At 41.5% G+C, this 14055-nt stretch carries 15 protein-coding genes; 5 read left to right on the forward strand and 10 right to left on the reverse strand.

Annotation, left to right across the window (positions count from 1 at the left end):
• Positions 1 to 49 precede the first annotated feature (49 nt).
• Positions 50 to 814: a glycosyltransferase family 2 protein gene (locus tag DBR32_RS14885; protein WP_124637182.1), complete on the forward strand. Its 765-nt coding sequence runs from the start codon at positions 50 to 52 to the stop codon at positions 812 to 814.
• A gap of 8 nt (positions 815 to 822) precedes the next feature.
• Here DBR32_RS14885 and DBR32_RS14890 read toward each other — a convergent pair whose 3' ends face one another.
• Complete coding sequence (locus DBR32_RS14890; RefSeq protein ID WP_233559755.1) at positions 823 to 2307, reverse strand: GH3 auxin-responsive promoter family protein; 1485 nt, start codon at positions 2305 to 2307, stop codon at positions 823 to 825.
• Positions 2308 to 2597: 290 nt separating this feature from the next.
• Between DBR32_RS14890 and prfA the strand changes: the two genes are divergently transcribed.
• From prfA to DBR32_RS14905, 3 genes are read left to right on the forward strand one after another with little or no spacing between them, the layout of a single operon-like run.
• The gene (gene prfA / locus DBR32_RS14895; RefSeq protein WP_124637185.1) at positions 2598 to 3671 is read left to right on the forward strand and encodes a peptide chain release factor 1; all 1074 of its coding nucleotides are present in this window, start codon (positions 2598 to 2600) and stop codon (positions 3669 to 3671) included.
• A gap of 44 nt (positions 3672 to 3715) precedes the next feature.
• Positions 3716 to 4657 carry a Wzz/FepE/Etk N-terminal domain-containing protein gene (locus DBR32_RS14900; RefSeq protein WP_124637187.1) on the forward strand — a complete coding sequence of 314 codons (942 nt, stop codon included), beginning with the start codon at positions 3716 to 3718 and terminating at the stop codon, positions 4655 to 4657.
• 9 nt (positions 4658 to 4666) lie between these two features.
• Entirely contained in the window at positions 4667 to 6139 is a 1473-nt protein-coding gene (locus tag DBR32_RS14905; RefSeq protein ID WP_124637189.1) for an O-antigen ligase, read from the forward strand.
• On the opposite strand, the gene DBR32_RS14910 is transcribed toward DBR32_RS14905, so the two are convergent.
• Genes DBR32_RS14910 through tsaB form a run of 4 tightly spaced genes read right to left on the reverse strand, consistent with a single transcriptional unit; the run spans position 6132 to position 8362 of the window.
• On the reverse strand, positions 6132 to 6647 hold the full coding sequence (locus DBR32_RS14910) for a hypothetical protein (RefSeq protein ID WP_124637191.1): 516 nt from the start codon (positions 6645 to 6647) through the stop codon (positions 6132 to 6134). The two genes, DBR32_RS14905 and DBR32_RS14910, sit on opposite strands and share 8 nt — an antisense overlap.
• A 12-nt stretch (positions 6648 to 6659) precedes the next feature.
• Positions 6660 to 7178, reverse strand: a complete 519-nt coding sequence (locus tag DBR32_RS14915) for a dihydrofolate reductase (protein ID WP_124637192.1) — start codon at positions 7176 to 7178, stop codon at positions 6660 to 6662.
• 4 nt (positions 7179 to 7182) lie between these two features.
• The gene (locus tag DBR32_RS14920) at positions 7183 to 7710 is read right to left on the reverse strand and encodes an acyl-CoA thioesterase (protein WP_124637194.1); all 528 of its coding nucleotides are present in this window, start codon (positions 7708 to 7710) and stop codon (positions 7183 to 7185) included.
• A gap of 1 nt (position 7711) precedes the next feature.
• The gene (gene tsaB, locus DBR32_RS14925) at positions 7712 to 8362 is read right to left on the reverse strand and encodes a tRNA (adenosine(37)-N6)-threonylcarbamoyltransferase complex dimerization subunit type 1 TsaB (protein ID WP_158606016.1); all 651 of its coding nucleotides are present in this window, start codon (positions 8360 to 8362) and stop codon (positions 7712 to 7714) included.
• 99 nt (positions 8363 to 8461) lie between these two features.
• Between tsaB and DBR32_RS14930 the strand changes: the two genes are divergently transcribed.
• Positions 8462 to 8842 carry a RidA family protein gene (locus DBR32_RS14930; RefSeq protein WP_124637199.1) on the forward strand — a complete coding sequence of 127 codons (381 nt, stop codon included), beginning with the start codon at positions 8462 to 8464 and terminating at the stop codon, positions 8840 to 8842.
• A 200-nt stretch (positions 8843 to 9042) separates the two neighbouring features.
• Here the strand turns inward: DBR32_RS14930 and DBR32_RS14935 are convergent, their stop codons facing one another.
• The 5 genes from DBR32_RS14935 to DBR32_RS14955 form a co-directional block, all read right to left on the reverse strand.
• Positions 9043 to 9894 (reverse strand): glycosyltransferase family 2 protein, encoded by an 852-nt coding sequence (locus tag DBR32_RS14935; RefSeq protein WP_124637201.1) that lies wholly within the window; start codon positions 9892 to 9894, stop codon positions 9043 to 9045.
• A gap of 269 nt (positions 9895 to 10163) precedes the next feature.
• Positions 10164 to 11162, reverse strand: coding sequence for a MoxR family ATPase (locus DBR32_RS14940; RefSeq protein ID WP_124637202.1), 999 nt, complete (start codon positions 11160 to 11162; stop codon positions 10164 to 10166).
• A 17-nt stretch (positions 11163 to 11179) separates the two neighbouring features.
• The gene (locus DBR32_RS14945) at positions 11180 to 12391 is read right to left on the reverse strand and encodes a DUF4350 domain-containing protein (RefSeq protein ID WP_124637203.1); all 1212 of its coding nucleotides are present in this window, start codon (positions 12389 to 12391) and stop codon (positions 11180 to 11182) included.
• A 6-nt stretch (positions 12392 to 12397) separates the two neighbouring features.
• Complete coding sequence (locus tag DBR32_RS14950; RefSeq protein WP_124637205.1) at positions 12398 to 13267, reverse strand: DUF4129 domain-containing protein; 870 nt, start codon at positions 13265 to 13267, stop codon at positions 12398 to 12400.
• A 13-nt stretch (positions 13268 to 13280) separates the two neighbouring features.
• Positions 13281 to 14054, reverse strand: a complete 774-nt coding sequence (locus DBR32_RS14955; RefSeq protein ID WP_124637207.1) for a queuosine precursor transporter — start codon at positions 14052 to 14054, stop codon at positions 13281 to 13283.
• Position 14055: the final 1 nt, after the last annotated feature.

The raw sequence follows: 14055 nt of genomic DNA on the forward strand, positions 1-14055 counted from the left end.
TTTTGAACCGATTTTCGATTCTACAAAAGTATTCAAATATAAGGCCATTATGGAATTTTCGGTATGTATTATTAGCAATGTGATTGATCCGACCCTGATCAAGGCTGTAACAAGCTATCGTACCCTAAGCAATGATATCCTGATTGGCTTTAACGGATTGAGTGAAAAAGAGATCGACAACTTTCAAACGCAATATCCATTCCTCAAAACACATCTGCTGCCCTGGACGGGCTATGGCCCTACTAAAAATGCGTTGGCCGCCCTGGCTTCGCATGACTGGATTCTTTCTATAGACAGTGATGAGATTGCCTCGACGGAGTTGCAGAGGGCTTTATCGGAGCTCCGGTTCCACACTATGGAAACGGTTTATTGCATCAAACGGGCACATTTCATAGGCCTGGAAGTAATCCGTTACGGAACATTTGGCAGCGAGATTGAACTAAAAAGGCGTTTATACAATAGGACCAAATCACAATGGGATAAGGAAAAGGTGCACGAAGCGCTGATCATGCCCGCCACGGCTACGTTTGAGGTACTGGAAGGCATTTTGTACCATTATACGGCTGAAAGCGTCGCCCAGATTCAGCTTAAAAATGAGCAGTATGCAAGGCTGAGTGCCGAAAATATGTTTGAGAAGGGCAAAAAGTATTCCATACTAAAACCCTATTTATCCGGATTCAGTTCGTTTATGAAACAATATATTTTCAAAAAAGGATTTCTAGATGGCAAAATCGGTTATCAACTGGCAAAAGCGAGTGCGCGTTATGCCTGGATGAAATATGATTTTCTCAAAAAATTACAACAAAATAAATAAAGGAACCACTACTGCTGCTGATTCAAGAAGGTTAGTATTTCCTCCACAAATTTACGTTCATTCGCCAAACGGGGCACTTTATTTTGTCCGCCTAGTTTGCCTTTTGATTTCAGCCATGCATTAAAACTTCCTTTTGCTACGTCATGTACAATCGGCATTCTTAAGGCAATATCTTTATGGCGTTTGGCTTCATAATCGGAATTTACCGATTGCAGGGCCAGGTCCATGGCTTCAACAAAAACAGGTAAGGGAACGGGGAGGTTTTCAAATTCGATGATCCATTCATGTGCACCATTCGAATTTCCGGTCATATATACCGGCGCGGCCGTATAATCGTTCACGATGGCACCGGTTTGGGCACAAGCCTGCTCGATCGCATAATCACTGTTATCAATAATCACTTCTTCTCCAAAAGCGTTGATGAAGTGCTTGATTCTTCCGGTCACTTTGATACGGAAGGGCTCTAATGAGGTAAATTGTATGGTATCGCCCACAATATAACGCCACAAACCACTATTGGTACTAATAATTAAGGCATAATTGGTGTTGAGCGCAACTTCTCTGAGATTTAAGGTATCGGGATGTGCCTTACCATATTCCTCCATCGGCATGAATTCAAAAAAGATACCATGGTTCAGGAACAGTAACATGCCATTTTCATGTTCGGGCGTATCCTGTGCGGCAAAGAATCCTTCTGAGGCATTGTATGTCTCCAAGTAATGCATGTCCTCATGCGGAATCAATTGTTTGAATTGATTCTGATAAGGTTTGAAGCTGACACCCCCATGAATATACAATTCAAGGTTGGGCCATACTTCACGAATATCGGTCTTGCCGGTCTTTTCTAAAATTCTTTTCAGCAATACCAGTGTCCAGGTGGGTACACCCGCGATATAGGTAATATTTTCGTCCAGTGTGCTGTCAATAATCGTTTCGATCTTATGCTCCCACTCATCCATCAAGGCCACTTTCAGATCCGGCGAGCGCATCACCTGCCCGATAAGGGGCATATTTTGCAGCATCACCGCCGATAAATCTCCGTAAAAACAATCGGCATTCATTTGATTGACCTGATGGCTGCCGCCAATGGTCAGGCATTTTCCGCCAAACAAATCAGTATCGGGATACATGCGTACATACATGCCTAAAAGGTCTTTACCGGAACGGTAATGGGTATCGTCAAGGGTTTCTTTACTAACCGGGATAAACTTGCTTTTATCACTTGTGGTACCACTACTTTTGGCAAACCAGCTGATCGGGGTATTCCAGAGTACGTTCTGCTCCCCATCTAATATTCTTTGTATATAAGGTTTTACATCATCATATTCCTGCACCGGTACCCTTTCTTTGAACTCTCTGATCGCATTGATGGTATCAAAGCTGTACTGCTTACCAAAATCGGTAAATTGAGCAGAACCGATCAGGTCATTAAATACTTTCTTCTGGGTATCTATAGGGTTAAGCATAAAATTATCGACTGCGTTCAGACGCATTCTCATAATTTGCTTAATGGCAGGGCTTAGTATTGGCATAATTTGCGCTAAAGGTAATGGGCAAAAGTACTGAAATGATTTCTAATTTTATGGTAATAAAAAGGAAACATGTGTTACATCATAAATAAAATAATATCAAAGAACTGCGGTCTTCTGTTTTAATATTTGTAAATTCGCACACATTTTCGGTAAATTATTATAAATATACACTAAAGTTACGGTATGCTATCGTAATCGAAAACCTATTTATGTTACCGTTTATTCTAAATATTTATTAAGCGTTATTATAAATGATTGAGAAATTAGAAGCCTTACATGCGAAGTTTACGGATTTGGGCGTAGCGTTAACCAATCCGGAAATTGTGAGTGACAATAAAAAATTTACTCAGATTTCTAAAGAATATAAAAAGCTGGAACCGCTGATGCAATCCTATTCCAAATACAGAAATTGTTTGGACAGCATTGCTTTTGGCAAAGAGGTACTGGAAAATGAGAGCGATGCCGATTTAAGAGATATGGCAAAAGAGGAATTGGTTATACAAGAAGCGGAGAAAACTACGTTAGAAGAGGAGATCAGACAATTGTTAATTCCGAAAGACCCTCAGGATGACAAAAATGCGGTGTTGGAAATACGTGCCGGTACCGGTGGTGATGAAGCCAGTATTTTTGCCGGAGATCTGTTCAGAATGTATATGAGATACTTCGAAAAGAAGGGCTGGAAAGCGTCTTTAGTTTATGAAGCAGAAGGAACGGTAGGTGGCTATAAAGATATTCAGCTGGAAGTAGTCGGAAATGATGTGTATGGTACTTTGAAATTTGAAAGCGGGGTACACCGGGTACAAAGGGTGCCGGCTACAGAGGCCAGCGGACGGGTACACACCTCGGCTGCAACCGTGCAGGTGATGCCGGAGGCAGATGAGATCGATTTTGAACTCAGGGATGCTGATGTAAAAATGGAAACGGCACGAAGTGGTGGTTCTGGTGGACAAAACGTAAATAAAGTTGAGACTAAAGTACTGTTGACGCACATCCCTACCGGAACGGTGGTGGTTTGTCAAACGGAACGGACGCAATTAGGTAACCGGGAAAAAGCGATGACGATGTTGCGCACCAAACTCTATGAAGAAGAGGTACGCAAACATGAAGAAGCGATTGCGCAACGACGCAAGAGTATCGTAACCACAGGAGACCGCTCTGCGAAAATCCGTACTTATAACTACCCTCAGGGTAGAATTACGGATCACCGCATTAATATGACGAGCTATAACCTTGATGATTTTATGAATGGCAATATTGACGAAATGCTAGATGGCTTGCAACTGGCAGAGAATGCAGAGAAAATGAAAGCGGGAGAGAGTATATAAATTTAAGCATACACTAAAAAATACATGAATTTTAAATTTTACAAATGCAACAAAATAAGTACGACCTCGTAGCCATAATAAGAACCATTAAGTCTCGGGGTAAATTAGTATTAAGCATTACAGCATTAGGGTTAATTGCATCTGTTTTGTTTGTCTCACTCAGACCCAATGAATATACTTCCGAAGCCAGCATCATCGTAAAAGGTTTCATGAACTTTGACCGTAACCAGCTTTTCAACGACAATACGCTTTTTACCAAAGATGTATTTGCTAAGGATTACGAACTGGACAAAGCCATGACGATCCTGGAAAGTGGTGATGTGAAAGGTTATATCAATGAAACCGTTCAGTACCAAAAGGTAAAAAACCTGTCTTCTGACGAAGTCGCTTTCAGAAAAATCAAGAATAGCTTTAAGCTGAAGCGTACGGATAATTATGATATTGAAGCAAAATTTACCGATACCGATCCTAAATTAGCACATGCTGCTCTGGAAGCAGCCTTGTACAAAGCAGAAAGTATCTATATCAATTTCTTTGAAGATTATAACAGAGATGTAACCAAGGAAATTGATTTTAAAAGAAAGGCTATTACGGATTCAGTAGCCATCTTAACGGATAGCATCACCGCCATCAGAAAGCGTTATAATCTTTATAGCGAGTTGCTGCCCGTAAGAGGAACGGTCATGAGCAACAATCAATCTATTAATGCGGATAATGCCGTGGGGATTGAACAACTGCAATCGCTGATTCAGGTTAAAGACAAGCTTGATGAGCAAAATGCAAAACTGACGACTTTAAAAAGCCAATACAACAGCTTTCTGAACAACGATAAAATACACGTTTTCTACAAAGTAAGCGGCCCTTATGTACCAAATATAACTTCTAACCTGGCGCCTTTTATCGTTATTTTAGCGAGTGTATTGGCCGCATTTATTTTTGCCTGCTTATTGGTACTGATCACAAACGCATTTAAAAGTCAAGCCTAGTTCTCCCGGATGAATATTGCCCTGAATATACCTGCTACTAAAACGAGCAAACAGGAATGGTGGTTTTATGCCCTTTCTGCTCTTGTCTTGCTGGCCTGTATTGCCATATTCTCCAGCACACATTATTATTTTGTCATTGCCATTCCTTTTGTGATTCCCTTTGCCGCATGGATCATTCTGAACTGGAAATCTTTTTACTGGTTTTATGTGGTTTGTATTCCCCTGACGGTTATCGTTCAGGTCGGAGGCTCTTCGATGATGTACCTGCCGCAGCTACCGCTTACCTTATTAACGGCGGGACTCACCCTGATTCTTTTATTATTTCATAAAAGGATTGTATACGAAAACCTGCTGAGGCATCCGCTTACGCTAATCATCTTTTTACAATATTTCTGGCTGATTGTTTCTGTATTATTTTCCCAGATCCCTTTATTCTCTGTTAAGTATTTAGGGGTTAACACCATACAGCTCCTTAGCTTCTTTATTTTGCCTGCTATCGTTTTACAAACCAAAAAAGACGTGGGCAATGTAGCCAAGGCATTCCTGATTCCTATGACGCTGGTGGCCTTATATGTTTTTCTGCACCATGCTTATTACCGTTTCGGATATATACAAACCAATAAAGCAGCAAAGCCATTCTTTTATAACCACGTAGACCATGCCTGTATCATGTCTATGGTATTGCCGGTTTTCTACATCTTATGGCGGTATTATAAAGACAATAAAATGCTGCGCTGGTTCTTTTTTGCCTTGCTCCTTTTTTACATCCTTGGCATGTATCTTGCCTTTGCCCGTGCCGCTATGCTGGGCACCATATTTGCTTTTGTTGTGCTGTGGTGTATCAAGAAAAAATTGGTTAACTGGCTGATGCCTCTATTCTTTATCTTCTGTTTTACCATTATCGGTTTTATGGTGCAGAACAATAAGTATATTGATTATCGCCCCGATTTTAAGCAAACCTATTCCCGGCATACGTTCAATGACCTGATTAAAGCAAGTTTTGTGGGTGGAGACATGTCTTCTATGGAGCGTTTTTTCCGCTGGATCGCCTCTGCCCGTATGAGCCAGGAGCATCCTTTAGTGGGTGTAGGGCCTAATAATTTCTATTATTATTATAAGCCTCATGCTGTTACCGTATTCAAGACTTATGTGAGTGCGAATCCCGAAAAATCAACTACACACAACTATTTCCTGTTCTTATTGGTTGAGCAGGGATGGCCTTCTATGCTCCTTTACGGTATCTTTATTGCCGCCGTGTTTTATCATGCACAAAAGCTATACCACCGTACAACGGACCGGTTTTACCAGCATACGGTATTGGCCAGCGCAATGATCATTGCAGCCTTCTTTCTGAATAACCTGTTCTCAGAATTATTGCAAACCTATAAGATCGGAGCCTTGTTCTACTTTGCAGTGGTCTTATTGTATTGGGTAGATCGCCAGATTAAAAAAGAAGCCGGACTAATCCCTCCTACTACCTAAGCAAATAATGTTGTTTTCTCTTAAAATCCGGATTGCGGATCAATAAGGAACAATCCCATGTAAATAAGGTGCACTGAAATACTTCCTGCTGACATAAGGCCACTACCTCCTGATAAGCAGGGTTTCCTTCATGCCATAACAAAACACTGAGGTATTGTGTTCGTTCCACTTGCGCCAAAAGCATTGTATTTAGCGCTTCAGGGCGCGCGATAATCAGGGTATGTTCCGGAAGGTCGGTTAGTGAATCCAGGCATTTACCTTTGGGTATGTATTCATTTAACCAGCCCAAAGCATCTTTAAGATCGGGTGTACCATACCAATGTTCAAAATCCAGAAAGGAGATGATCCGGAATAAGGTTTGCTGCGCCGCTGTCGTTTGTGCCAAAAAACCGGGAGGATATACATAGCCTTTGGGTCTATGCAAGGCTTCCTCGACAAAAGTATACACAAAAGGCGAATGGGTACCATGCCGCCCTTTTGATTTAAAGAGATATTGTAGATAATTCAAGATTTCAGGGGGTTATTTTGCCTCATTCAACCAATGCTCAAAAGTAAAATCATAGGCATGCTTTTCATCTTTTGTATGTCGTTCTTCCCATACTTTTTTCCATGTTGTGTTTCTGATTTCAGGAAAGAAGACCATTCCATCCACAACTTGTGTATGGATACGCGTCATAAAAATTTCAGCACATTTGGACAGCACTTCGCGGTATAATTGCCCCCCTCCGATGATAAAAGCTTTGGGTTCTTTGTCGGAAAAATCAACATTTGTTTTGATGTAATCTTGTGCGGCCTCAAAGGAAGACAGCACTACCGCTCCGGGAATATCATTTGTTAAGCTGGTCGATATAATGATATTCGTACGATTGGGTAAGGGTTTTGCACCGATGGACATCCAGGTGTTTTTCCCCATAATAATCGGATAACCGGAAGTGGTTCTTTTAAAAAACTTCAGGTCATCCGGCAGATGCCAGGGCATTTTATTGTCAATCCCGATGACGTTATTTTCGCTCGCGGCTACAATACTGATCAGCTTCATATATTTATTTGTTTTCCGGGAATAAAATAGATTTCAAGGCCACTTCATCTTCCAGTTTCAGTTTACCGGCCAATAGCAGTCGTAGTTGTCTTCTGCGCAAGGCATCCTCATACATTTCCTTTTCTTTATCCGTTTCGGGAATAATACCGGGGATCTGCGTAGGCTTACCTAAAGAGTCTAATGCGACAAAATTAAAATAAGCCTCATTAGACAGGTACTTCTCCTGCTTGATCAGGTCCTGACCCCATACGGAAAGATAGATCTCCATGGAGGAATTAAAGGTGCGGGTAACCTTACCTTCGATCGTGATTACATTGCCCAAACGAATCGGGTTATGAAAATTCACATTATCGACCGACACCGTTACACAAGGTTTATTACTGTGTTTTTGTGCCACGATTACGGCTGCAATATCCATCCAGTGCATCAGTCGCCCCCCCATAAGGTTGCTGAGCGTATTGGTATCGTTTGGCAAAACGATCTCGCTCATAATGGTATAGGATTCCGATACTTTTTTATGTTGTATGTCCATTTTATAATTTGTTTTTAGCTGCTGTGGTAAAAGCCGCTTTTAAATAAAAAGGTTCGGCATAGGCCAGGTCGTCAAAGGCTTGCTCTTCCCATCTCTTTTGCGCCAGGGCATTCCAAGAATGCATATCAAGAAGATGATTTTCTAAAATTGTGGCTTCCGGAAATCGTTCTAGCAAAGCACTGTCGTCGGTGAGCAATATACCCGTTGCATAAATATGAAAATCAAAGGTGTCATAAAAAATATGCTGTGCCGGCAACAAGGTAGTTTCTTTTTGAGTAGCCATTGCAAAACCCTCTCCTGTTCGGGCTTTGAGCACCACCAGCAATTCCCCTGCAGTATTCTTTGCATCTGCAATCAAGGCAAGTTTACTAAATAGCATCAAGGGCTTATCCAAGGCAAAACAAATACCCTTAGCGACCCCCAAACCGACCCTTAAACCGGTATAACTTCCAGGACCGGCATCCACCGCCACCGCATCAATATCTTTCAAAGAAAGTTGCGCGGTATCGCACACCCGGGCAATCATTTCGTTGAGGGAAGCGGCCTGCTGATTGGGATCGGTATTAACCAATTCACTTATACCGTTTTCCCTATGGCCAATGGCCACATGGGTATGTTGTGCAGCCGTATCGATAAAGAGTATATTTGCCATGATCAAGATTGTATGCAAAGATAATTTATCGGGCCTTTTGTACCGGATTTTATTTTTGAAACAGGGCATTTTCAGGGGCTTAATAATTATATTTGTGGCATGGAAAAGAAAATCATCAATACTACTGCCGCTCCGGCACCTATTGGCCCTTATAATCAGGCAACACAATTTGGTAATATGTTATTCGTATCGGGACAAATCCCTATGGATTCTGCTACCGGCACTATTGTAAGCTCTGGTATCCAGGACGAGACCAGAAAGGTTTTGGAGAATGTACAAGCCATTCTGGAAGCAGCAGGTATGGATTTTTCGCATGTACTGAAAAGCACTATTTTCATTACAGATATGGCCCAATTTGGGGAGATCAATGAAGTATATGCACAGTTTTTTACCGCTAATGAACCCGCCAGAGAAACCGTACAGGTTGCCGGCTTACCAAGAGGGGTCAATATCGAAATTTCTGTGATCGCGGCTAAATAGTTGCGGCACAGATTTCATTAATAAGCAATATGCTACATAAGGTGCAGGCTTTTCGAGAATTTAAGCTCAAAAAAGGCCTGCACCTTATTTCGTAAATATTATGAACGTGCTGTGTTTCTTGTTTGAACGGAAGCGCGCAGTGCGCGATAATCAGCGGGATTGTGCCTGCCCATCGTCTAATCCAGGATATCTATAACAGATCAGCCTTTAATCACCTTATCGGGATGTAAAGCATTCACCTCTTCGGGTGTCCATTTTTGCGATATAGAACGGAGGTTTTCTATGTCTGCAAAGGGTACGGGTTTATGCGAACCATATTTCAAGGTCATGCGCACATAGTGATGTATATAGGCACCCAATGCTATCTGACACGGTTTTATATCCTGATGCTCTATGGATCTTTTTTTGACCCGCATAAATACATCAAAGTCTGCTGCCTGCTGGGTTTCATCCCAGACACCTACCTTGTCCAGAGCATTCCTAGTCATCATTACATTATTCCCAACAATACCTTCTATCGTTTGTAATCCAAAGGTATCGAATTGGCGGGCACAGAATTTCTGCCAGTTTCCATACATCAACCGGTGCATCAACCGTAAAATACGCACACCACTCCCCATCATCAGCAATGGATACTTGATCCGCTTCCAACGGAGTGCTATGGCCTTTGTATCCCTTACATTACCCATATTTTCCAATCCTTTTGCCGAAATAACATCGATATCATTTGCCCGGGCGGCATCAATCAATATCTTATCCCAATCCGGACCAACAAAGATATCGTTGTTGAGGAAAAATATATATGCTCCCTGAGCAACTTTAATACCCTGGTTTTGTGTATACGGATAAGAATAATTTTCTTTATTGCGGATCACAAGGGCACCATTTTTCTCAAACAGTTCGGCACTTCCGTCTGTAGAAGCATTGTCAATGATGATCAGTTCAAACGTATGGTGGGTATATTTCTTGAGGGTATCCAAAAAGATCTCATTAGAAGCAAATCCATTATGAATCGCTGTAATAATGCTAATCTTTTCCTTGTTTTTATGCATGGTTTTCAATTTAATGATGCCGGTTACGCATGATCTCAATGATTCAGTTAGTATCCGGCAAGCCCAGGGTTAAGTATGATAACACTGGAAAATATTGTTAATCTGCCGCGGGTATTCTTCCCGGAACACTTCAAAGTATCCATGTTACCGTTCAGTACCCTTGCACCGGATTTATCAGTTATGATGATGGTGATTACTTCCATAAAATGCAGCATGGATTGCGCTATCTGCGTCTCCTTGCTTTATCAGCCTCCACATACCAAAACGGCTTATCTCGGCACTTCTATTTTAGTGATGATTTCTTTAAGTACATCATCAGTTGCAATTCCTTCCATCTCTTTCTCCGGTGTGAGTGCCACACGATGTCTCAGGGCCGGCACAACATTGAAGGTGACATCTTCGGGCGTTACAAAATCCCGGCCTCTTAATACAGCTAAAGCTTTAGCTGCATTTAACAAAGCAATAGTTGCCCTTGGAGAGGCGCCTAAATATAAAGCCGGATGGTTACGGGTAGCCACAACCAGCTGTGTGATATACTGTAATATTTTTTCTTCTACATGCACCTGCTTCACAATGCTACGGCAATGATCCAGACTTGCTTTCGATACAATGGCTTTTACCTGTTGTAAGGCCAAATGCCCTTTTTGCTGATGATGATTGCTCAATATGGTCAGCTCTTCTTCTACAGAAGGATAACCGATATTGATTTTAAATAAGAAACGATCTAATTGTGCTTCAGGCAAGCGATAAGTTCCTTCATGCTCGATTGGGTTCTGCGTTGCAATCACCATAAACGGTGCTTCCATCAGGTAAGACACCCCATCGGAAGTGATCTGGCGTTCTTCCATGACCTCAAATAAAGCGGCTTGTGTTTTCGCCGGTGCCCTATTGATCTCATCAATCAAAACAATATTACCAAATACAGGTCCTTGGCGGAACTCAAAACTGATGGTTTGCGGATTAAAGATATTGGTTCCGATTACATCAGAAGGCATCAAATCCGGTGTAAACTGAATACGGCTGAATTTGGCATCAATAAGCCTGGCAACGGTTTTAGCAGTAAGTGTTTTGGCCACACCCGGTACACCTTCCAAAAGCACATGCCCTTCTGCCAATAAAGCCGTCAATAATAAGTCTACCATATCCTGCTGACCGACAATCGTATCTGCAATGGCAAATCGTACTTTATTCATCAGTTCGGCCACCTCAGCAATCGGTATCCTCGATTGGTATTCTGTCTCGTTATGGTTTGTATTTTGATGATCCATGGTCTCTAAATTAGCTTTTATTTTTTATAAAATGTTTGCATGTTCTTATAAAAAGAATGCAGGAATGTATCATTAACGTCTATCGAATCTGCCAGTACTTGCTTGATCTGAGTGACCAGATAATTGGTTTCTGCCTTTGTTCTTCCGGAACGGATACTCAGTTTTTGTTCAAAAACCTCATCCAGCAGATTGGTATTCAATTGGTAGGTACTACGCACATACTCAAAGAAGTGCTGGATCATTTTCTGCGCCAGGTTTTTATTATTATGCTTATTGTAATACAAACCCGCAATGGTTTCCACAAAAGAAGCAGAATCATTTTTAAGTGGCTCTACAACCGGGATAATGCGCTGTTTCCTTTTCAGGCTAAACAATACATAAATCAGCAAACCCAATACCGACAGGATGAGTGCCATACGGGTAGCCATATGATCCCAAAGAATACTCAGGCTAGAATTTTGGGGCGTTTTATTGTATCCGGCAGATGTATATACATATTTTACATCTTTAGACACATAAGCCATCATATCTTCCAGATAAGCCTGATTACGGGGATCTTCCAGTAAAAAATAGTTGGAAAAAGATAAAGGAGCGGACATGATAATCAATCGTCCCTCCCCGATCCGGAAGGCAATCGCATTAGGGTGATCTTTGGCATCGGTACTTAATATTGTATACGAAGCGGCCAAACTGTCCTGCTTACCGGTAATGCTAAAGTAATTATTGAAAATGCGTTGCTTATACCGCGCTATAGTATAAGTTTTCACCACTGCATTTTGGGATACATGCACCTTTACGGCATCTGTTATTTTCTGATCTTCATCCGTATTTCCAAGCTCCCTGCTTACATTCAGACTAATGGATAAAGATTCCAGCAAAGCCGGATCGAATGTATGTGCAATCAGTACCGCCTCATTCCCTTCATAAAGCCAGTCGTCCAATTGACGCATTTCATAGGCACTAAACGCGATCCTATCGGAAAGGCAGAAATAAACACTTTTGTTTTGATTAGTCGTACTGGAAAAGACATTAGCCTTAATTGGTACATCTTTAAACGTAGCCTTGGGAAACAGTTTGGGTAATGCCTGTGCCGTCAGGTAAAATCCATAAGGGCTTTTAGCCTCTTCGCTATACTGTACCTCCCAATTGGTTTTTGTCTTTGCCCGCCCCGTACAGGCCGCAAAGGCAAAAATGGCACAATAGCATAATATGGTTATAATCCGTCTCAAGAATTTTTATATTTTATGTTTCAAATCATGGTAGATTGCCTTAATGGATGCGTAGGCAGTGGCAGAGATGTCAAAACCACCATACCATGCAAATTCATAGTGATGCAATAAACGTACAAAATCACTATACACTGCTTTGTCGCGGAGCAAGCTTACATATTGATAATTGGATTTTGAAGGATTGTACTCTATAATGCCTTTATCATTCATGAGTATCAGGATATGCCGGTAACTATGCCGGATCGCCAACCTGAAATTTCCTTCTGTTTCTGCCTTATGAATAATGGCTTCCCAGCTTTCCGGAATAAAATCATCTGCCAGTTCATCTGTACCGCCCGATAGTATCTTCTTATCTTTCCTGGAGAAAATACGCAATCCGTTATTTTTCACGATTTGGTATACAATCAGCAGAACCACGCCAATAATGATCGTCCATAGAAGAATTTTACCGAAAATGCCGGTAAAAAAGTTAAAAACACCTTCTATAAAATCAAACCAAAAACGGCTTTGCTTTTTGGGTGCTGCCTTCGGGATATCTTCGTTTTCCTTTTCATATTTCAAGTCTGGATCAGACTTCAGCCGGGTCCACTCCGAAGCGGTCAGACGCCTGACATCTGCGGGTATCGGGGCTGCAGAATCGGTTATAGAAAAATAGAAATCGTAATCAGCATTATAATCCTCCTCTTCGGTATGCCCACTTTCATCGTAGGAAACGTCATAGGTAGAATCTACCTCAGGCAGCGCTGTGCTGTCCTCAATATCGGTATACACCGTATCGGATACGCTTGCTGTTTGCTGGGCATAACCTTGTAATCCCATGCCCGAAAGCAAGGAAAGACTCAATAGGAAAATAAAGTATGTATATAAATGTCTCAATGCGCTGCTTAACTTATTTTTCTGCGGCTGCCTTTTTCATTGCGGCGGCAACATCATGTCCTAAATACCTGTCGATCAAATGTTCTGCAAGATAGATTAAAGGCGTTAAAATAATCGCCATTACAAATTTATAGGAATAATTAACCAGACAAACTGCCAAAACTAATTGCCAACTCCAGTTATTCCCCAATTTAAAAGCGATAAATAACACAATAAAACTATCTACCAGCTGTGAGACCACCGTAGAGCCTGTAGCCCGCAACCATACCATCTTGTTGCCGGTCTTTTGTTTTATTTTATGGAAAACAAATACATCAACCAACTGACTCACTAAAAACGCAACTAAACTACCTAAAATAATCCACATTCCCTGTCCGAATATGGCAGAAAATCCGGCCTGCATATTAGGAACGCCCTGATCTTGTTTGCTATGTACCCAGAAATCGCTGGCTGGCGCATGCATGGCCACATAAAACATCACAAAGGCATAACCAATGAGACATACTGCAATAATGGAGATCCGCTTGACTGCCTTCTGTCCGTAGTATTCATTCACAATATCGGTGATCACAAATTCCAGGGGCCAAAGCAGCACGCCGCAGGTGAGTGTATAGCTTAAGCCGGTCTGCCCAAAGAGGCTAAAATTGGCCGGTGCCATTCCGAAAACAGATTCAAGTGAAAACAATTTACCCCCAATACATTCTGCAATTAAGGCATTCGCAATAAAGAATGCTGTAATCGCAATAAATAGTTTTGTAGGCTTATCATTCCATATTTTAGTAACCATG

Origin of the sequence: Taibaiella sp. KBW10, assembly GCF_003852495.1 — a bacterium.
In the GTDB taxonomy this organism is placed as follows: domain Bacteria; phylum Bacteroidota; class Bacteroidia; order Chitinophagales; family Chitinophagaceae; genus Edaphocola.